17 protein-coding genes and 2 tRNA genes are annotated in these 18,527 nt (G+C 33.1%); 6 read left to right on the top strand and 13 right to left on the bottom strand.

Annotated features, from left to right (window positions below):
• Positions 1-216 precede the first annotated feature (216 nt).
• The gene (locus HCQ94_RS00095; protein WP_166978171.1) at positions 217-1,149 is read left to right on the top strand and encodes a DUF4299 family protein; all 933 of its coding nucleotides are present in this window, start codon (positions 217-219) and stop codon (positions 1,147-1,149) included.
• Positions 1,150-1,265: 116 nt separating this feature from the next.
• On the opposite strand, the gene HCQ94_RS00090 is transcribed toward HCQ94_RS00095, so the two are convergent.
• Both HCQ94_RS00090 and HCQ94_RS00085 read right to left on the bottom strand, forming a co-directional pair.
• The gene (locus HCQ94_RS00090; RefSeq protein WP_166978173.1) at positions 1,266-1,418 is read right to left on the bottom strand and encodes a hypothetical protein; all 153 of its coding nucleotides are present in this window, start codon (positions 1,416-1,418) and stop codon (positions 1,266-1,268) included.
• A gap of 42 nt (positions 1,419-1,460) precedes the next feature.
• Complete coding sequence (locus HCQ94_RS00085; protein WP_232525726.1) at positions 1,461-2,225, bottom strand: class E sortase; 765 nt, start codon at positions 2,223-2,225, stop codon at positions 1,461-1,463.
• 299 nt (positions 2,226-2,524) lie between these two features.
• On the opposite strand from HCQ94_RS00085, the gene HCQ94_RS00080 reads away from it, so the two are divergent.
• On the top strand, positions 2,525-2,791 hold the full coding sequence (locus HCQ94_RS00080) for a cell division protein CrgA (protein ID WP_166978175.1): 267 nt from the start codon (positions 2,525-2,527) through the stop codon (positions 2,789-2,791).
• A gap of 21 nt (positions 2,792-2,812) precedes the next feature.
• Positions 2,813-3,826, top strand: coding sequence for a lipid II:glycine glycyltransferase FemX (locus HCQ94_RS00075; protein ID WP_166982687.1), 1,014 nt, complete (start codon positions 2,813-2,815; stop codon positions 3,824-3,826).
• Positions 3,827-3,879: 53 nt separating this feature from the next.
• On the opposite strand, the gene HCQ94_RS00070 is transcribed toward HCQ94_RS00075, so the two are convergent.
• A complete protein-coding gene (locus tag HCQ94_RS00070; RefSeq protein WP_166978179.1) occupies positions 3,880-4,386 on the bottom strand; it encodes a hypothetical protein in 507 nt (168 codons plus the stop codon).
• A 201-nt stretch (positions 4,387-4,587) separates the two neighbouring features.
• Between HCQ94_RS00070 and HCQ94_RS00065 the strand changes: the two genes are divergently transcribed.
• The 3 genes from HCQ94_RS00065 (at position 4,588) to HCQ94_RS00055 (ending at position 6,476) form a co-directional block, all read left to right on the top strand.
• Positions 4,588-5,115, top strand: coding sequence for a peptidylprolyl isomerase (locus HCQ94_RS00065; RefSeq protein WP_166978181.1), 528 nt, complete (start codon positions 4,588-4,590; stop codon positions 5,113-5,115).
• 82 nt (positions 5,116-5,197) lie between these two features.
• Entirely contained in the window at positions 5,198-5,962 is a 765-nt protein-coding gene (locus HCQ94_RS00060) for a rhomboid family intramembrane serine protease (protein WP_166982685.1), read from the top strand.
• A 106-nt stretch (positions 5,963-6,068) separates the two neighbouring features.
• Entirely contained in the window at positions 6,069-6,476 is a 408-nt protein-coding gene (locus HCQ94_RS00055) for a DUF6678 family protein (RefSeq protein ID WP_196373608.1), read from the top strand.
• Between the two features lie 808 nt (positions 6,477-7,284).
• On the opposite strand, the gene HCQ94_RS00050 is transcribed toward HCQ94_RS00055, so the two are convergent.
• The 10 genes from HCQ94_RS00050 to dnaA all read right to left on the bottom strand — a co-directional run bounded on the left by HCQ94_RS00050 (position 7,285) and on the right by dnaA (position 18,352).
• Positions 7,285-7,971, bottom strand: coding sequence for a DUF6891 domain-containing protein (locus HCQ94_RS00050; RefSeq protein WP_166982681.1), 687 nt, complete (start codon positions 7,969-7,971; stop codon positions 7,285-7,287).
• Between the two features lie 232 nt (positions 7,972-8,203).
• A tRNA-Ala gene (locus HCQ94_RS00045) sits at positions 8,204-8,279 on the bottom strand.
• 85 nt (positions 8,280-8,364) lie between these two features.
• A tRNA-Ile gene (locus tag HCQ94_RS00040) sits at positions 8,365-8,438 on the bottom strand.
• 88 nt (positions 8,439-8,526) lie between these two features.
• Positions 8,527-8,916, bottom strand: a complete 390-nt coding sequence (locus HCQ94_RS00035; RefSeq protein ID WP_166978189.1) for a DUF3566 domain-containing protein — start codon at positions 8,914-8,916, stop codon at positions 8,527-8,529.
• Between the two features lie 19 nt (positions 8,917-8,935).
• Positions 8,936-11,494: a DNA gyrase subunit A gene (gene gyrA / locus HCQ94_RS00030; RefSeq protein ID WP_232525764.1), complete on the bottom strand. Its 2,559-nt coding sequence runs from the start codon at positions 11,492-11,494 to the stop codon at positions 8,936-8,938.
• A 45-nt stretch (positions 11,495-11,539) separates the two neighbouring features.
• On the bottom strand, positions 11,540-13,549 hold the full coding sequence (gyrB, locus tag HCQ94_RS00025; RefSeq protein WP_166978191.1) for a DNA topoisomerase (ATP-hydrolyzing) subunit B: 2,010 nt from the start codon (positions 13,547-13,549) through the stop codon (positions 11,540-11,542).
• A 192-nt stretch (positions 13,550-13,741) separates the two neighbouring features.
• Positions 13,742-14,281, bottom strand: coding sequence for a DciA family protein (locus tag HCQ94_RS00020; RefSeq protein WP_166978193.1), 540 nt, complete (start codon positions 14,279-14,281; stop codon positions 13,742-13,744).
• Positions 14,274-15,467, bottom strand: a complete 1,194-nt coding sequence (recF, locus tag HCQ94_RS00015) for a DNA replication/repair protein RecF (RefSeq protein ID WP_166982677.1) — start codon at positions 15,465-15,467, stop codon at positions 14,274-14,276. Before recF ends, HCQ94_RS00020 begins: the two co-directional genes overlap by 8 nt.
• A gap of 2 nt (positions 15,468-15,469) precedes the next feature.
• Positions 15,470-16,591, bottom strand: coding sequence for a DNA polymerase III subunit beta (gene dnaN / locus HCQ94_RS00010; RefSeq protein ID WP_166978198.1), 1,122 nt, complete (start codon positions 16,589-16,591; stop codon positions 15,470-15,472).
• 327 nt (positions 16,592-16,918) lie between these two features.
• Positions 16,919-18,352 carry a chromosomal replication initiator protein DnaA gene (gene dnaA, locus HCQ94_RS00005; RefSeq protein WP_166982675.1) on the bottom strand — a complete coding sequence of 478 codons (1,434 nt, stop codon included), beginning with the start codon at positions 18,350-18,352 and terminating at the stop codon, positions 16,919-16,921.
• Between the last annotated feature and the right edge of the window lie 175 nt (positions 18,353-18,527).

Genomic DNA, 18,527 nt, shown 5'->3' with positions numbered 1-18,527 from the left:
TACCTAAACGTTACATTCTTTATTGGATTATTGTATGAGTTATTTTTATCATTGCCAAATATTTTCAATATTTTATAAAAGTGTCTTTAAAAATTTATAAGTTATTTTTTGTATATCATGCAAATAGGTTTCATTTTATTTGTATATTCTCATACATTTATAAGAACTGTGTTACAATTTAAGATGTACATGTTACTCAAATGAGATTGTGAAGTAATGAGTGTTAGTTTTTCCATTCAGAATAAAAAGAAACTATTAGGTTATGCAAAGCCTATATCTGTGCAAGATTGTCTTGAATTACTTGATAGTCTTGAGCAGTTTAACTTTAATGAAACTGATGAAAACATTGATATTGAAAAGTTTTATGCTTCTTCAATAAAAAATTTTGACTGTTTACTTTTAGGTATTCGTGGTAAAAGTGGACGTGGATTTGAGCTTTCTTACGAAAATGACATAAATTCTTATGTTGTAAGAGTTAATACTCCTGCAACTAGTTATGATTGGCAAACTGCGATTGAAGTAATAAAAGCTTTATCTTATAAGTTTAATAGCAATATAATTTGTGAAAATGGCGAGGTTTACTCTGCAGAAACCATAGATATTTTTGATTATAATGCTGATATTCTGGCTGGTTTGAAAAATATTCATAAGCATATTAATTCAGAGGAACTAACTGATTTAGTATTACAAGGTGTGAACCATGATTGCACTATTAATAAAGAGCTTTTTAAAAAAATTTATACTTCAGAAGACAGCGTTAAAAGTTTTAGTGATTTTCTAGTTGAAGTACAAAATATAGATGCGTATTTTGCTCAGCAAATGTTATTTTCATCAAAAGATGATAAAGGTAGTGATATTGATGAAAAAACTGAAGTAGTAGGTATTTATGTTTTAAGTGAGGATGTGAGAACAGTTTTACCTTTTAAACCTGTCTTATCTTTTGAGAATTATGTTGCTTGTAAAGATAAACAAGTAGAGTGGAATATTTATTTTTATTTTACTGATGAGGTTGGTAATACTCAGTATCCTTATACAGATTTTATAGAAAAACTACCTAAGGAAAAATATAGTTTCATAGACGCTAATAATATAGTTGTGGAGCCTTTTTCTAAGCAAGAAATATTGGATTTCATGGGAATTGAAATTTAAGTTTTCATAGTTGTTGTGGTTTTTAAGCACGATAAGGACTTTAGCTGTTAAAATGCAAGAAGTGAAATTTACAGCTAAAGTCCTTTTGTTCTGCAAAAATATTGACAGTAATAGAACTATACTGTTGCTTTGAATAGTCCTAGATAGTTCACCATAAATGGAAATCCCCATTCAAATAGGAACATTACGACTAAGCCAAATAAGATTAAAGCTTCTATTGCCTTCAACCATTTAGGCCCTGGAAGAATTTTCCAAAGAGCTGAGTACATTTTCTTGACCTCGCTTATTTATAAAGTCTCTTACTTCTGAAGTTATTTTTTATATGTGCTTGCTAGTTCTGCTGGTATACCATCGGATTTCTTTACCCAGTGGTGGAATTTAGCGTGAGTTATCCATCTGTGACTATTTCCCCATCTTCCACCAGTTGAAGTTGAGCAAGTTGTCATAGTCATGACTCGTTCAGTTGGTGCTTCACCAGGCTTATTCGGTACTGGTGCAATAACATCAACTCTTTCTGGTAAAACTATTTGGTGACCTGTAACTTTATAAACAATCCATGTATCTTTAGTTTCAACTATAACAGGATCCCCATCTTTAAGTTCTGGAAGTTGGTCAAAGTTATTTCCATAAGTCAATCTATGTCCAGCTAGTGAGAAGTTACCAATTGTTCCTGGTAAGGCTGTTTCTCTATAGTGCCCAGCATATCCTCTGTCTATGACTGCTGGGTATTCACCTTCACCTATTGGCATTGGATCTTTCTTCCAAGTAGGTACATATAAAGCGGCAAATACTTCACCTACATTTGGACGTTCTATTGTTGGTGGTTGATCATAATGTAAGTCTTTAGCAATTTTTTCTGACAAGATTGGAGCATCTTTGTGGAATTGTTCAACTGCTATTCTCTTCTGATCTTCAACTTCCCAAGTTGTGTAATAAACTTGCCAAACTATGAATAAACCTAATATTACAGACAAAGTTATACATAACTCACCAATAATATTTATTAAAGTGTATATACTAAATGGTTTTTTATGTCTGCGATGTCTCATATTTTTTTCGCTTTTTACTTCGCCCATTCTTTTCTACATTCCTAGATTGTTTACATATTTATTTAAAGTACACTTCGTATATTTTACTATCTAATTAGATGGTTATAGTAGTTTTTGAGTTATTTTTCATTATGAATTTATAATATTGATAAAGTTTTTAATAACTTTCTTATTTCATAGTCTTTGAAGTTTGATAATTTATTGTGGCTTATTAGCGTAGTTAGTCTATATTAATTAAAATTTTATTTCACATTGTGAATGTATTTTGTTTTAGTTCCACATTTTCGTTAGAATTAGTACGTCTATCTATTTTACGAGGAGTTTTTATGCCAGAATCAAAGAGGCGTAAGAGTAATGGACAGTCTGTTCATTCTGATACTGATATCCGTCCATCTTGGGTTGACAACGTTAAGATGAGTCCATCTTGGTGGGCACCAGTAATGGTTACACTAATGTTAACAGGGCTATTCTGGATCGTTGTCTACTACATTTCTAGCGGTTCTTATCCTATTCCTGGTATTGGTAACTGGAACTTAGGCATAGGTACGCTTATTTCTTTTTCTGGTTTTATGATGGCACTTAGATGGCGATAAGCCCCAAGTTTTATTAAAGTCATGTCTTCTTTATCCATCATAGAAGTAGATGAAAAATCTTATATTAATTTTTGTAAAGAAAATAACATAAGCCTTCCCATTGAACAAAGCGTTGAGTGGGAAAGCTTTTCTTTATCCCGTGGACACAGCTTATGGAAACGTTTAGTTATAACAAATGATAGTTTTCCTATTGCTGTAACTAGTTTATATGAATATCATGCTGGTGGCTTTAAATATTTATGGGCAAGAAATTCTCCTGTATTTTCTGATAATTCAAAGAGTTATGAAAAAGAAGTTTGTCTAGCTTTGCGCGATTTTGTCCGTAAACATGATTCAAAAGTTATCTTTTTGCGTTTAAACATTACTGAAAACTTTACTTTTACACGTCCAGTCGTACGTATAATTCCTTATGATAAAACTGTGATTTTAAATATTCAGGGTAGTGATGAAGATATTCTATCTAGAATGAAACCACGTGGACGTCGTGATGTACGTAAAGGTCTACGGGTATCGGGGATGGAATGTTTTGAAGAATCTAAAACTATCTTAGGTAACTTTGACGAACTTTACGAAATAATGGTTGAAACAGCAAATCGTGATAATTTCGTACCTAATGACGCAGATTTTTATAAAAATATGATTTCAACTCTTGGTGAAAAATGTAAGGTATTCGTTGGAAGAATAGATGGTCAAGCAGTTTGTTGGAGTATAACAACTATCCATGATGGATTAGCAGTCCAATACTATGCGGCTACTAGTAAAATAGCACGTTCAAAAAATTGTTATGACCAGTTAATATATTTCTGTTGTTGTTATTTACGCGACATGGGTATTGCAAATTTTGATTTAATGGCAATAGGATCAGATTTTTCACCAAAATTACTAGGATTGAACGAGTTTAAAACTAAATTTTCTAAAGAAATAGTTGATGTTGCACCAAGCCGTGATATTGTTTGTAACTCGAGATTATATTTTTTATTTTCTGTAGCTTATAAAACCAAACAGCTTATCCTTAAGCTTATTTCTAGGCGATAGCGTTTTAAATAAAAGAGGGTGTGGAGGTTATCCACACCCTCTTCTGATAAAAATTACTTCTCAGATTCAACTACTTCATCAGCTACTGCAGCGCAATCACAGTCTTCGCCACATTCCTCTTCAAAGTCTTCCCAGTATTCTTCTGCCCATGGGTCATCAACAGGCTGTAGACGACGCCATACCAAAACGCCAGCAACGACAGCTGTGACAAGCCCTGTGAAAATTAGTACGATATTACGTACTTTATGAGTTTTATTTGACATTGTTTCTTCCTTTGTTAGTGAATCGATTCGTGGAATATAGTCTTGAACTAGTTTTGTGTGTGCATTTTCTAGCACTGGAGCTACTTTATTAGCAGCTAAAGATAAGCGTGGGGCTGTGAATTTAACTGTTTCTTTCCAAGCCTTTTCTGCACGAGGAGTTGCCCATTCTTTGCCATTTGCGAATAGGTCCTGTGCATATTCTTTGTATGCTTGACCATGAATTTGTGCTAACTGTTTTGCGTTAGCTACATTTGTCTTAAGTTTTTCTTTATCTATACGTTTGCGGCAACAAGTCATTTTGGTCTCCTATGATAGTTACTCTAAAGAATTAGCTCTAGTTTTATTTGTACTTCTTTCTATTTTAATGCATTAGCACCCATAAAACATCTGCTATTTCCTTATTTACTTAATATTAATATTTCTTTTCTTATTTGGCTATTAGTGAAAGTTATTATTATCTATTTGTTTAGTTTATATCATTATGTAAGAATTAATACTATGGAAGCTATTATGCATACAAGCGAAGGCGACATTCGCATAGAACTTTTTCCTCATGTCGCACCCGTTACCGTAAAAAACTTTGTTGAACTAGCAAAGGGTGAACGCGAATGGGTTGATCCTAATACTGGTAAAACTATGGTAGATACACCTCTATATGACGGCGTAATTTTCCATAGAATTATAGATGGTTTTATGATTCAAGGTGGTGACCCAACCGGTACTGGTATGGGCGGTCCAGGTTACACCTTTGACGATGAAATTGATCTTGAATATAACTTTAACGACCCTTATGTCTTAGCTATGGCTAACGCTGGAAAACGTGATGGTCACGGAACTAACGGTTCACAGTTCTTCATAACTGTTGTACCTACTGAATGGCTACATGGCAAGCACACTGTTTTTGGTAAAGTTACTAATGACCAGTCAAAAGCTGTTGTTGATAAGATTGCTACTGTTCCTACAGATATGCGTGACCGTCCACTAGACGACGTTGTAATAAAGTCAATCGAAATCATCGAAGATTAATTGTTTCACGTGAAACATTGGAAATAATATTGGTAAATTCTAGTGTTTACCAATATTATTTCTTTAAAACAAGGAATTAAGTATGTCAGACATATCACCAATTAATGATTTTGATGCCTATAAGCATGAATGGAATAAAAATTCTTACCAACAATCTAATAATGTGAAAAAATTTTCGCTGGGCAATAAAAATTACAATATTTCACATTCAGTTATTAGACTTAAGAAAAGTCACACCCCTTTTACTAAAGCAATAGTTGCAATTTGTGTATTTCTTTACATTTTACAGTTATTTATCCCTCATATCAGTTTCAAACTTGCTTACCATCCATTTTGGACCATGTTCAATCCTTGGACAGTTTTAACTTCTGGGTTTATACACATAGGTTTTCTACACATATTATTCAATATGATCACCTTGTATTACATAGGTGGCGAGCTTGAAAAAATGTTAGGTTCTCTAAGAACTGGGATAGTGTATATCGTTTCTATAATAGGTGGTTCAGCTTTAACCGCAGCCTACTATATGCTCACTTCCATAGGGGCAAATGCTTTTACTTTAGGAGCTTCTGGAGGCATATTCGGTATATTTGGAGCAATTTACGTGCTACAAAAACGACAAGGGATTTCAACAACACCTATGCTTACTTTGATAGGGCTAAACCTTGCAATGACGTTCATTATACCTGACATAGCAGTAATGGGACATATTGGTGGTTTAGTATTTGGAACAGCTATGACTTATATTTTGAGCCGTCCTAAGGTTTACAAATCAACCTCAGCAACTATACTCAGTGCTTTACCTGTGATTATAGTTGAACTACTTTTATGTTTTGGATTTTACTGATAAAATCTAACTTTTTATGTTTTGAACTAGCACCTCATTAGAGGTGCTTTTTCTTTAAGAATATTTTAATATGATTGTTATACTTCACTTACAGAAAGTACCTACTATGAAATCTGAAAGAGAAAAAGTTTTAGCGATAATATCTGAAAGAAACTTATGTAGTTATATGAATAACACGAAGTGGAACGAATTATCACAAGCCATGCTAGAAGAAATGCCTTTTCCTCCACCTTATGTTGTTAAGTACTTATTTGAAGATGAGAATTCTGTTCCTAAACTTGAAGATGATGATAGTAATTTTGGGACTTGGTATCGTTGTGATTGCTGTTGTTTCCCTAACGGCACTATATCTATTGAATGGATAAAGATTAGACCTAGGTATCTAAAACATATAGGTACTTTGGTTGAAAGTGAACTAGTTGATGCTAGTAAAAAATTGCAAGAAATACTAAATAAATACAATATAAATTATGAAGTAGAAAACAACACTTATTGCATTTACGGTTACAAGTAACTTTGAAATTTTAATTTATATGCTATGTTCCAGTGTCTCGTTGATGAAAGCTTTACGTGTTTTAGCTATCGTAACTAACAAGTGCATACCTTTACACTGTTTCTAATATTTTAGTTTGAATATATGTCTTACAAAAACTTTATCCAACAAGAATCATAAATAATGTGTACTGCAACTAAATATAGATATAAATTATCTTCGCTCATTATTAAATAGTTGATTTAAATCACATAGCTTGTGGATAATTAAGCACTTTTACACAGGTTTTCACACAACATTACGATTATTAAGAGAATTTATACACAGTTTTATCCACAACTCAAATAAATCTGTTAATAACTTGAAAGTTAATCCACAAAACAAAAATTCTCTTGTGAAAAAGTATATTTACGTAAAATAAAAATTTTTATCTTTAGAAAAACTGAAAAATAGGACTTTTTCACACACTGTTAATAACTTTGTGGAAAAGTACAAAAATGTAATTTATTTTTTATTCACATCCTGTGGAAAAACCTGTGGATACTTATTCACATATTACAAATATGTAATTTGTGGATTAACTTTCAACTTGGTATTTAAGATTACATTAACTTATACACATTTTATCCACAGTTTTTGTGGATAAGCATGGGGAGAAAAAGTTTATAGAGAAAAAATTTACACTTTATAACTAAGGTAAACCTAATTTATATAAATATTTTAAAAGTTTTACACAGGTTTTCCCTAAGGGTGTCAAATCTAAAAACAGCAGCACTTATAAAGAAAAGCCCAAGACATATAACCTTGAGCTTTATATAAAATAGGAAAACTATTCGTCTTCAATATCTGCGAAAAAATCAGCGTTACTGATATGCATTCTAGTACCCAAATCATAATTCCATGTAAATTCAATTCCATGTTTATTAAAGGTAGGTTTCAAGATCTCGTCAGCTAATTTTTTACATTCATTCAAATAAACTCCATGACGCTCTTCCTCTGCCATAGCATCATAGTCTTCTTCAGAGCAAATTTTTGTCCATTTGCACTCGTAACCTAAATAAGTTCTTCCATCTTCAACTAATATTTCAGTATCTTGCTGGTGAAAATATATGTAAGCAAACCACTCTTCTTCCTCATACATCAAGTCGTAAGCTTCGCTGGATGCACAAGTTCCACAACAACTAAAGTTTTCAAGTGCTAAAACATTATTTTCCCTAAGTTCTTTAAAAGCAGCTGTTAAACGTGATGGTTTATACTCGGGTGAATTTTTATAATCAGCAATTTGTTTACGTCTACATTCAATTATTGATTTAGCTATGATTTCAATATTTTCTTCAGAAATTGAGTACTCACTATCTTCAAGTAAGTCTTGAATACAGCAAATTATGTCTTCAATATTAGGCAAAGTAATGAGATATTCCCAGGAAGAGGAAAGAATTTCCTCTTTAATGTCATCGGAAAGATTTATGCCTTCAGGAAAAGTATATCTTTCAACAAAATCTGCGTATTTTATCACAACAACTCCCTTGTTGTTACTCAAAAAAGAAATATTTATTTACACGTACAATAATATCAATTGCACGGATAAACATACACTAAAATTTAGACTATAAGTGATTTTAATCGTTATTTATATAAAAGAATATAGATTTGAAAATAAAATTCCAAATAATTGAAAATATAGTTTTTAGAGTTGATTAATAACAAAAAAATTAAAAAAATAAACTCTCCAAACTGGAGAGTAATTTTGGTGGAGATAACGGGACTCGAACCCGTAACCCCCTGCTTGCAAAGCAGGTGCGCTACCAATTGCGCCATATCCCCTAGCGAACAACGTATTCAAGGATACATCATAAAATATCATTAATCAATAAGTTTTTGAAAACTATTTATAATTATTTTTATGACGTGGGACTAGCTGGACTCGAACCAGCGACCCCTACATTATCAGTGTAGTGCTCTAACCGACTGAGCTATAGTCCCAACTGTTCAATATGAACACTCGAAAAATTTTACATGGTATTTAGTAAAAAAGCAACACTTTTTACAAATGGATAAAATTCACGAGAAATTACTCATTAGTAATAGTGATTTTAATACCACCAACTAAATGAGCAACAACGTTATAAATATATGCGTACAAAACAGAAATTGCTGTTAAAACAACAGTTCCTAATATTGCTAACATAATACTTATCGCTAAAACTCTTGAGAAATAAAGGTACTGGACAAATCCAGTAACACGGCCAGTACCAATATCCCCAGCAAATTCTTGGAAAGATGAAAAAACGTGCATGGAGTCTAAAACAAACCACGACAAACACACCATTACAACAAAAGCAATCCCTAATCCAACAGAGACAAGGAAACTAAATTTCATCACAGATAAAATATTTACTTTTGAAACACAAATCTGTGATTCAAGGATTTCCTCGTCATTATGGGAAAGATTTCTTTGCATATTTTTTCCTAAACGTTAATTACTCTTCTGAAGAACTTTCATCTGAAACAGATTCACCAGTATTTTCCTCTGAAGGAGCTGTTTCGTCAGCGTCACCATTATCAATTTCTAGGTATTTAGTAACACCAATGACTCTATCACCTTCAAATAGTTTCACGAAAATGACACCTTTAGTGACACGACCAGTCCTGTTAACCTCACTGACAGCTACACGTACAATATTGCCACTTTCCATGATAAGCATAACTTCGTCATCTTGGTTTACACTCACAGCACCAGCTAAGCAACCAATTTCGTCAACAAAGTTAGCTACTTTCACACCAGAACCAGCACGATTTTGTCTCCTATACTCACCAATTTGAGTACGTTTCGCAAAACCACCTTCAGTAACAGTTAAAAGATCACAAGAGTTATCAACAACTTGCATAGTTAATAATTCGTCGTCTTCCTTCAAACGAATACCACGTACACCTTGAGTTGTACGTCCACGAGATGGTAATGCGTCTTCACTAGCTGATACACGCAAAGACTGACCGTTCTTAGTGATAAATATCAAATCATCTTCATTTTCAGCTAATGCGGCAGCAACTAGCTTATCAGGTAAACCATTTTCATCTTCACGCAAAGTAATGGCGATAATACCACTAGCAGCACGATTTGAACCATATGCTACCAAAGGAGTTTTCTTTACTAAACCTCTGGCTGTAGCTAAAATCAAAGACTTTTCTTCTTCAAATCCTTCAATTGCCAAAACTTGTGCGATAGTTTCATCAGGCTGGAAAGCTAACACATTAGCAACATGCTGTCCCTTTGAATTACGGCTACCTTCAGGGAGTTCGTAACATTTAATACGATAAACTTTACCGAAGTTAGTGAAGAACAACAAATAGCTATGGCTTGAAGTAACAAAGAAATGCTCTACAATGTCATCTTCACGCAAAGAAGCACCCTTTATACCCTTACCACCACGATGTTGTGAACGATAAATATCGGCTGTTGTACGCTTTACATATCCTGAACGTGTAATTGTAACAACACACTCTTCTTCAGGAATCAAATCTTCCATAGACATTTCTTGCTCATAAGGAAGAATAGTTGTTTTACGCTCATCTCCATATTTATCAACAATTTCCTTCAATTCTTTAGAAATTGTTTCATACTGCAACTTTTCACTAGCAAGTAACTCGCGATAACCTCGAGCTTTTGCTTCTAGCTCATCGTACTCTGTGATGATCTTCTGACGTTCCAATGCAGCAAGACGACGTAACTGCATAGCCAAAATTGCGTCGGCTTGGACTTGGTCAACGTCAAGAAGATCCATGAGTCCAGAGCGTGCGTCGTCGACGGTTGGAGAACGCCTAATGAGTGCAATAACTTCGTCCAAAGCATCCAAAGCCTTCAAGTAGCCTCGCAATATATGTAGGCGTTCTTCAGCTTTCCTTAGACGGAAGTTTGTGCGACGTACAATGACATCTACTTGATGTCGTACCCAGTAGTGTATGAAGCCGTCTAAGGAAAGTGTGCGTGGCACACCGTCGACTATGGCTAGCATGTTCGCTGGGAACGAGTCTTGTAGCTGTGTTCGCTTGTACAAGTTGTTCAGTACAACTTTTGGTATAGCGTCACGTTTTAGAACAATAACTAGTCGCTGTCCACCACGTTCAGATGATTCGTCACGAATGTCAGCAATACCTTGGATTTGTCCATCTTTTACTAGTTGAGCAATTTTTGATGCAAGATTATCAGGATTTACTTGATATGGAAGTTCGGTAACAACTAAACATTGTCTACCTTGAATTTCTTCAACATTAACAATTGCTCGCTGAACAATCGAGCCTTTACCTGTACGGTATGCTTGTTCAATTCCTCTATAACCTAAAATAGTTGCACCGGTTGGGAAATCAGGACCTTTAACTCTTTTAATTAGTGCTTCTAGTAGTTCTTCACGTGTTGCTTCAGGGTTTTCCAAATACCATTGAACGCCTTCAGCTACTTCACGTAAATTATGTGGTGGTATACGTGTCGCCATACCGACAGCAATACCTTCACTACCGTTTACTAATAAGTTAGGGAAACGTGATGGTAAAACTGTTGGTTCTTGGTTTCTACCATCATAGTTATCAATAAAGTCAACAGCGTCTTCATCAATATCTCTGACCATTTCCATTGCTAATGGAGCCATTTTACATTCAGTGTACCTCGATGCAGCAGCACCTAAGTTACCTGGAGATCCAAAGTTTCCCTGCCCAGCAACAAGTGGGGCGCGCATAGACCAGTGTTGAGCTAAACGAACTAGGGCATCATAAATTGCTGCGTCACCATGCGGATGATAGTTAGCCATAACGTCACCAACAACACGTGCACACTTTGAAAAACCTGAGGTTGGTCTAAATCCACCATCATACATACCATATATAACACGACGGTGCACTGGTTTTAAGCCATCTCGTACCTCTGGTAATGCACGACCAACAATAACACTCATGGCATAGTCAAGATATGACCTTTGCATTTCTGCTTCTAAATCAACCTGTTCAATATATCCGTGGTTGTATTCTTCTTTTTCGTCGTCTGTCACGCTAGGTGGTTTTTCTGTCACTTTTTTCCCCGTCTTTTATTCTAATTAGATATCCAAGAATCGTACGTCTGTAGCATTTCTTTGTATGAACCCGCGTCTTGATTCAACATCTTCACCCATTAGTGTTGTGAATATTTCGTCAGCTGAAGCAGCATCAGTTAATGTCACTTGTTTTAGAATACGTGTTTGTGGGTTCATTGTGGTTTCCCAAAGTTCATTAGCATTCATTTCACCAAGACCTTTGTATCTTTGAATACCACTTTCTTTTGGTAGTCTTTTACCACTAGCTAAACCTTTTTCAACAAAATCATCTTTTTCTTTATCAGAGTAAACAAATTCATGAGAAGAATTCATCCATTTTATTCTGTACAAAGGTGGTGTTGCTAAGTATACGTAACCATTTTCAATTAATGGTTTTGCGTATCTGAATAAGAATGTTAATAGCAGTGTCGCAATGTGCTGTCCATCAACATCGGCATCAGCCATAAGAACAATCTTATGATAGCGGAGTTTATTCACATCAAATTCTTCACCAATACCGGTTCCAAAAGCTGTTATCAAAGCACCAATTTCGTTGTTGGACAATGCTTTATCTAGTCTAGCTTTTTCGACGTTCAAAATTTTACCGCGAATTGGCATAATTGCTTGATGTTCTGGGTCTCGTCCACCAACAGCACTACCACCAGCAGAGTCACCCTCAACGATGAATATTTCACAGTGTTCAGGTTTTCTACTTGAGCAGTCACGTAGTTTACCAGGCATTGATGCTGACTCTAACACACCCTTACGCCTAGTTGCTTCACGTGCTTTACGAGCAGCAACCCTAGCAGCAGCAGCAGATTGTGCTTTTGAAATAATATTTTTAGCGTCAGCAGGGTGAGAATCAAACCAGTCAGTTAAATAAGCATATAGTTGTTGTTGAACAAAAGTTCTAGCTTCTGTATTACCTAGCTTTGTTTTTGTTTGACCTTCAAACTGTGGATTTGTCAGCTTAACTGATATAACAGCTGTCAATCCTTCTCGAATATCATCACCCGTGAGGTTATCATCTTTTTCTTTAATAATATTTTTCTCACGACCATATTTATTAGTAATACTTGTCAAAGCTGTTCTAAAGCCTTCTTCGTGAGTACCACCTTCTGTGGTATTGATAGTATTAGCATAAGTGTATAATGATTCAGAATATGCGGTTGTCCACTGCATAGCTATTTCTAGACTCAAAGTATTATCTTCATTTGCAGCTTCAAAATTTATAATATCAGAGTTTACAACTTCAGATTTTTTAGTCGTATTTATAAAGTTTACGTAGTCCCTCAAACCGCCTTCATAGCAGTATGAAACCTTATTTAAATTACTTTCAGTCTCTTTTTCTCCAACAATTTCGTCACCAACATTTGAGTCATGACGTTCATCTGTTAAAGTAATTCTCAATCCTTTGTTAAGGAAAGCCATTTGCTGGAATCTTGTCCTTAATGTTTCGTATGAGTATGTTGTGGTTTCAAAAATATCTTCATTTGCCCAGAATGTGACTGTAGTACCAGTTTTATCTGTTTTTTCAATTTGACGTAGTGGTCCAGTTGGTACACCGTTTACGAAGTCCATTTCCCATTTGTATCCGTCACGGCATACTTCAACAGCAAGTTTTTTACTTAATGCATTTACTACTGATACACCTACACCGTGTAAACCACCTGATACGGCATATCCGCCGCCACCGAATTTACCACCTGCGTGTAGAATCGTTAATACAACTTCAACAGCTGGTTTTTTCTCGGTAGGATGTTCTTCTACAGGAATACCTCTACCGTTGTCTACTACTCTAACTCCACCGTCTTTAAGTAAGGAAACTTCAATTTCTGTACAATAACCTGCGAGTGCTTCGTCAACTGAGTTATCTACCACTTCATAAACTAAGTGGTGTAATCCTCGTTCACCTGTAGAACCAATATACATACCTGGTCTTTGGCGTACAGCTTCCAGTCCTTCTAAGACTGTAATGTTGGCTGCACCATAATCATTTTTTTCAGCATTTACATTCTCGTCATGTTCTGTCACGTGTGAGTCTCCCGTTCTCTACTGAAAATACATAGACTATACACTATTTTACATTTAAAACACTTTTTTTCATATAATTTACTGTAATTATGCATATATTTGCTTTATAACGATTTTAACATGCTCTGCTGTGAGTCCCTATTTATAAGCACATTAACCCTTATTTTCGTATATTTTTTTATTTTATTGGTTTTATCCATACGTATCTCTGGGACCTCTTCCATTTATATGATATTTTCCTTTTTTCCAACTTGGTTTTGATGGAGGTATAATAACTATCTTTTTTATAATACCGTGCCCTATTTCAATATCTATGTTTCTTTGAATTTTATCTTGCAACATTCTCAATGTTGTAGCCCAATTAGTAGAGCTTACTCTCAAATATAGTGTTTTATCTTCAATTTTTTCAATTTTTGCGTGCTTAGCATTGTTTATTCCAGCTAAATTTTCCCAATTAGAAATAATTTTTCCATAAAGTAATTTTTCATCCCAATCATTATCATTTAATACTTGGTTCATACATTCACCAAATGACACAGGATCTTTATATCCTTTAGCAAATACGCTGTTATCATTAGTTTTTGAATTTTCTTTTTTCTTTTTAGTTTTATATTTTTCTTTTAACTTGTATAAGTTTTCATCTAATTTTAAGCGTGTAAATGTTTCTTCTATTACTTTTACTAATCTTTTTTCTACATTTTCTTCATCATTTATATCCACATTTTTACTCATTTTCTTCACTTTCTATATGTGGATTATCAAATATTTTAGTTATACCATCAATATTTTTAACATAATATTTTTTAGCTTCTAACTCTTCTGGGACATCTTCATTTACTGCAGCTGTTATAAACACTTGTTCTGTATTTTTTATTAATTTTATTAAACTATTTCTTCTATTTGTATCTAATTCAGCAAATACATCATCTAATATTAGGATTGGATCTTCTTCAAAAATTTCCTTTATTATTTCATAGCTGGCAACTTTTAAAGATAAGACAACAGACCAAGTTTCTCCATGACTTGCATAGCCTTTTACTGGTATGTCATTTAGGAAAAACTCGATATCATCTCTATGAACTCCTATTAGGTTTATTCCTCTTTCAATTTCAATTTGTTTATTTTCTTCAAATGCTTGTAAATACTGTTTTTTTGTAAGAGAAATATCTTCTGGATCTTTTATTTCAATATTATATTTTTCTAAACAGTTTTTATAAGCAATTGTAAGTGTTTTATTTTCATTGGTTACTTTGTTATATGATTTTTTTAGTGGCTCTGACAAACGGTTAATTATTTTAATTCGTTCTTTTAAGCTTTTTGCACACAATTCAGCTAGTTTTTCATCCCAAATCTGAACCATTGTTTGATCTGTTTTAATGCCTTTTTTCATATTTATTTGCATTAGTTTTAAAACTGCTGCTCTTTGTTTTAAAACTTTTTCAATTTCATTTCTTATACCCATATATGTTGGATAAATTTGGGTTATTAACTCATCAAGGAAATTTCTTCGAATGTTAGGTTCTGATCTTATTATTTGTAAATCTTCTGGAGCAAATATAACTGTTTTTATATGTCCTAATATTTCTTTATTCTTTACATTATTTTTATTTATTCTAGCCCTGTTTGGTTTACCTTGTATTAATTCTAATTCTATTAGAATATTGTGATTTTTATTTATATTTCTAGCCCTTATTATTGCACCCGGAGCTGAATGTTTTTCTTCTAAAATATATCGAATTAAAGTGTTATCATTTTTTACTCGATGTGAAGTAAACGTTGATAAATAGCCAATTGCTTCCACTAAATTTGTTTTACCTTGCCCATTTTCTCCCACTAAAATATTTATTCCTTTAGTAAAAGATATGACTAGTTCTTTATAAGATCTATAATCATTCAGGGCAAGATCAGATATATACACTTTTATACTCTTACTGGCATTAGTAGATATTTGAATTCTTCAACTACATCATTATTTTTATCATCCCAACCTTTTAGTAAGATAGCTTTTGTTGGGTGATTAAAGAAGAACTTTACATATTTTGTTTCTAAAACACTTAGTCCTTCAATTAAGAAAGTTTGATTGAATGCAACTACTATATCTTCACCGTTAAGGTTTGCTGATAAGCTTTCTGTTGCTTGAGAGTCGTTTCCTTTTCCTGCTTCTAGGGTCAAACCTTCTTCATCAAAATTAAACCTTATTGGTTCATTTGGATTCAAAACTAGGCCTACACGTTTAATTGACTCAATTAATTCTTTAGTTTCAACAAGAGCAGTTATTGGAGTTTCTTGTGGGAAAATTCCATCAACTTTTGGATAATCGCCTTCTCTTAGTGAAGATGTCACTTGATATCCAACACATTCAAATCCGATTAAAGTACTATTTTCTGTACTATTTAAACCTAAACTTATAGTTCCACCGTGGTTTAATGATCTAGCTATATCATATAAATTCTTAGATTTGATTAAAACAGATACATTTATATTTTCGTCCTCTGGTGTCCAATCTAATTCACCTTTTGCTAAACGGAACCTATCTGTAGCTGTCAAGTAGATTTTTTTACCAATAAAATCCATTTTTATACTAGACAAAACTGGAATCATATCATCTTTGGACGCAGCTATTTTAATTTGATTTATAACATTATAAAATTCTTGGGAATCAACGGTACCGAATGTTTGAGGCATCTGATTTATTTCAGGATACTCATCAATATTCATTGTTATTAGTGTGAAACGAGATGATCCACATTTTATAAGTACTTTTTTATCCTCAAGACTTACATGTACTGGTTTATTAGGAAGAGCTTTACATATATCTGCTAATAATTTTCCAGAAACAAGTATTGTTCCTTCTTCATCAACTTTTGCTTCGATTACACTCTTAGAGGAAGAGTCATCTCCTACTGCTTGTAAGGTTAATGTCTCATTTTTAGCATTTAATAGCACACCCATTCTTACCGGCGATGTACTTTTTGACTGTAATGTATGTGAAGTCCACGATACTGAATTTGCCAATATGTCACGATCTACTGTAAATTTCACGCTATTCCTCCGATGATATTTTTCTATAACTAAGATTATTTACTTTATCTATTTTTTTCAAGATTTTTTTAGTTTTTGACAAAAGCCACTGCAGATTATTTATAAAATTATTTTCTCTTTTTAATTTAAAAGTAATAGTAGAGGTTGTTGATATTGTGGATAACTTATTTTTTCATTGAAATATAAACACTTTTACTTGTTTATAAAAGCTACATATTCTTTGGATAAAAATGTTTATAAATTTAGTATAAAACTTATAAACAGATAGTAGAAAGTTATCCACAAGTTAAATAACAAAAAAATTATTATTTTCCACATTAAAATGCATTAAATTTTATGTCTATTAATTTGTTTAGATAAATCATGTATATGGTTATATATTTCTGGATCAGTTTTTACTGATTTTTCTATTTTTTCAAAAGAATGCATTACTGTTGTATGATCTTTATTAAATGCTTTTCCTATTTTAGGTAAAGAATAATCTGTGAATGTTCTACACAAATACATAGCTATTTGTCTCGGATAACAAATATTTTTAGATCTACTGTTTGAATGTATATCATCTAAAGTGATGTTAAAGTATGTGGCTGTTAATTCAATAATAGCTTCTAAAGATAATGGTTCATTTGTTATATTATCCGATAATTCTTTTAGAACATTTCTTGCTAAATCAACAGTAATATTTTGTTTAGTTAGACTTGCAAAAGCAACTACACGTGTTAAAGCGCCCTCGAGCTCACGTATGTTTCTTGTTATTAGTGAGGCTATAAAGTTTATAACATCGTCAGGAACATCAATATTATCTACACGTGATTTATGTTTTAGAATTGCACATCTAGTTTCTAACTCTGGAGATTGGATATCACAGATTAATCCCCATTCAAATCGTGTGCGTAAACGTTCTTCAATGCCTTCTAATTTTTTAGGATGTACGTCAGAAGTTAATACAACTTGTTTTTGATCGTTGTATAAGGTATTGAATGTATGGAAAAACTCTTCCATTGTTTCAACTTTATTTTTCAAAAACTGTATATCATCAATTAAAAGAATATCCACTTTTCTATATTTTTCTTTAAACTCGTGCATTCTTTTTTCTCTTGTGCAGTTTATTAATTCGTTTGTGAACTCTTCGCTACTGACATATCTAATTACGTAGCTTTCTTGCAAGGCTTGTGCTGAGTTTCCAATTGAATGCAATAAGTGAGTTTTTCCTAATCCACTTCCTCCATAAATGAATAGGGGATTATAAGCACTACCTGGTTCTTCCGAAACAGCAATTGCGGCTGCTTGAGCAAATCTGTTTGAATTTCCAATAATAAAATGGTCAAAAGTATATTTAAGATTTAAATGTGAGTCCTTATCATAGTAAATAACTTCACTACTTTGAGAATTCTCAAGATTATTATCTATTTCTTCCAATATTTTTGATTCTTCTTTTGGTTCAAAGTCTAGCGTATCTAAATGTAATTCAGAGTCTGGCTGAACAGAAGGAATAGACGATATTGCTTTATCTACAAGTATTGAAAATACAGAAATTTGAGAGTTTATTCTTGAGGTTATAAATATAATTATTGATTCTTTATAGTTTTTTTCAATATGTTCTTTAATATAGTCATTAGGTGTGAGTAAGACGATGCTTTCTGTGGCTATATCACCTATTAGACGACAAAGGTTAAGGAATCCTGTTTCTTTTAGGCCGATAGTAGGAGATTGTATTTTAATGTATTCATCCCAGATTTCAGATAAAGACAGTTCTGACATAACTTCTCCTAATTTCTACCATATTGTTTTTATCGTCTAACAAATATTAGTTGGAAAAAAAGTTATACACAAGTTTATTAACAGGTGTGGATAAATACTTTCATTGCTGTAATTTCAAGGATAATTTCGGAAACATTGATATTTCAAAAAACTACATTTTTGTAATTCCTGTGGA

The sequence above is a fragment of the Actinomyces sp. zg-332 genome (assembly GCF_011751945.2).
In the GTDB taxonomy this organism is placed as follows: Bacteria; Actinomycetota; Actinomycetes; order Actinomycetales; family Actinomycetaceae; genus ZJ293.
This window is presented reverse-complemented; position numbering and strand designations above follow the sequence as displayed.

Excerpts from the sequence above, each read along its gene's own strand:
- HCQ94_RS00085 (WP_232525726.1), bottom strand. The coding sequence starts at position 2,225 with ATGGGCGAAGTAAAAAGCGAAAAAAATATGAGACATCGCAGACATAAA.
- HCQ94_RS00060 (WP_166982685.1), top strand. The coding sequence starts at position 5,198 with ATGTCAGACATATCACCAATTAATGATTTTGATGCCTATAAGCATGAA.
- HCQ94_RS00035 (WP_166978189.1), bottom strand. The coding sequence starts at position 8,916 with ATGCAAAGAAATCTTTCCCATAATGACGAGGAAATCCTTGAATCACAG.
- HCQ94_RS00090 (WP_166978173.1), bottom strand. The coding sequence starts at position 1,418 with ATGTACTCAGCTCTTTGGAAAATTCTTCCAGGGCCTAAATGGTTGAAG.
- HCQ94_RS00065 (WP_166978181.1), top strand. The coding sequence starts at position 4,588 with ATGGAAGCTATTATGCATACAAGCGAAGGCGACATTCGCATAGAACTT.
- HCQ94_RS00020 (WP_166978193.1), bottom strand. The coding sequence starts at position 14,281 with ATGAGTAAAAATGTGGATATAAATGATGAAGAAAATGTAGAAAAAAGA.
- HCQ94_RS00055 (WP_196373608.1), top strand. The coding sequence starts at position 6,069 with ATGAAATCTGAAAGAGAAAAAGTTTTAGCGATAATATCTGAAAGAAAC.
- dnaA (WP_166982675.1), bottom strand. The coding sequence starts at position 18,352 with ATGTCAGAACTGTCTTTATCTGAAATCTGGGATGAATACATTAAAATA.
- HCQ94_RS00080 (WP_166978175.1), top strand. The coding sequence starts at position 2,525 with ATGCCAGAATCAAAGAGGCGTAAGAGTAATGGACAGTCTGTTCATTCT.
- HCQ94_RS00070 (WP_166978179.1), bottom strand. The coding sequence starts at position 4,386 with ATGACTTGTTGCCGCAAACGTATAGATAAAGAAAAACTTAAGACAAAT.
- HCQ94_RS00095 (WP_166978171.1), top strand. The coding sequence starts at position 217 with ATGAGTGTTAGTTTTTCCATTCAGAATAAAAAGAAACTATTAGGTTAT.
- HCQ94_RS00075 (WP_166982687.1), top strand. The coding sequence starts at position 2,813 with ATGTCTTCTTTATCCATCATAGAAGTAGATGAAAAATCTTATATTAAT.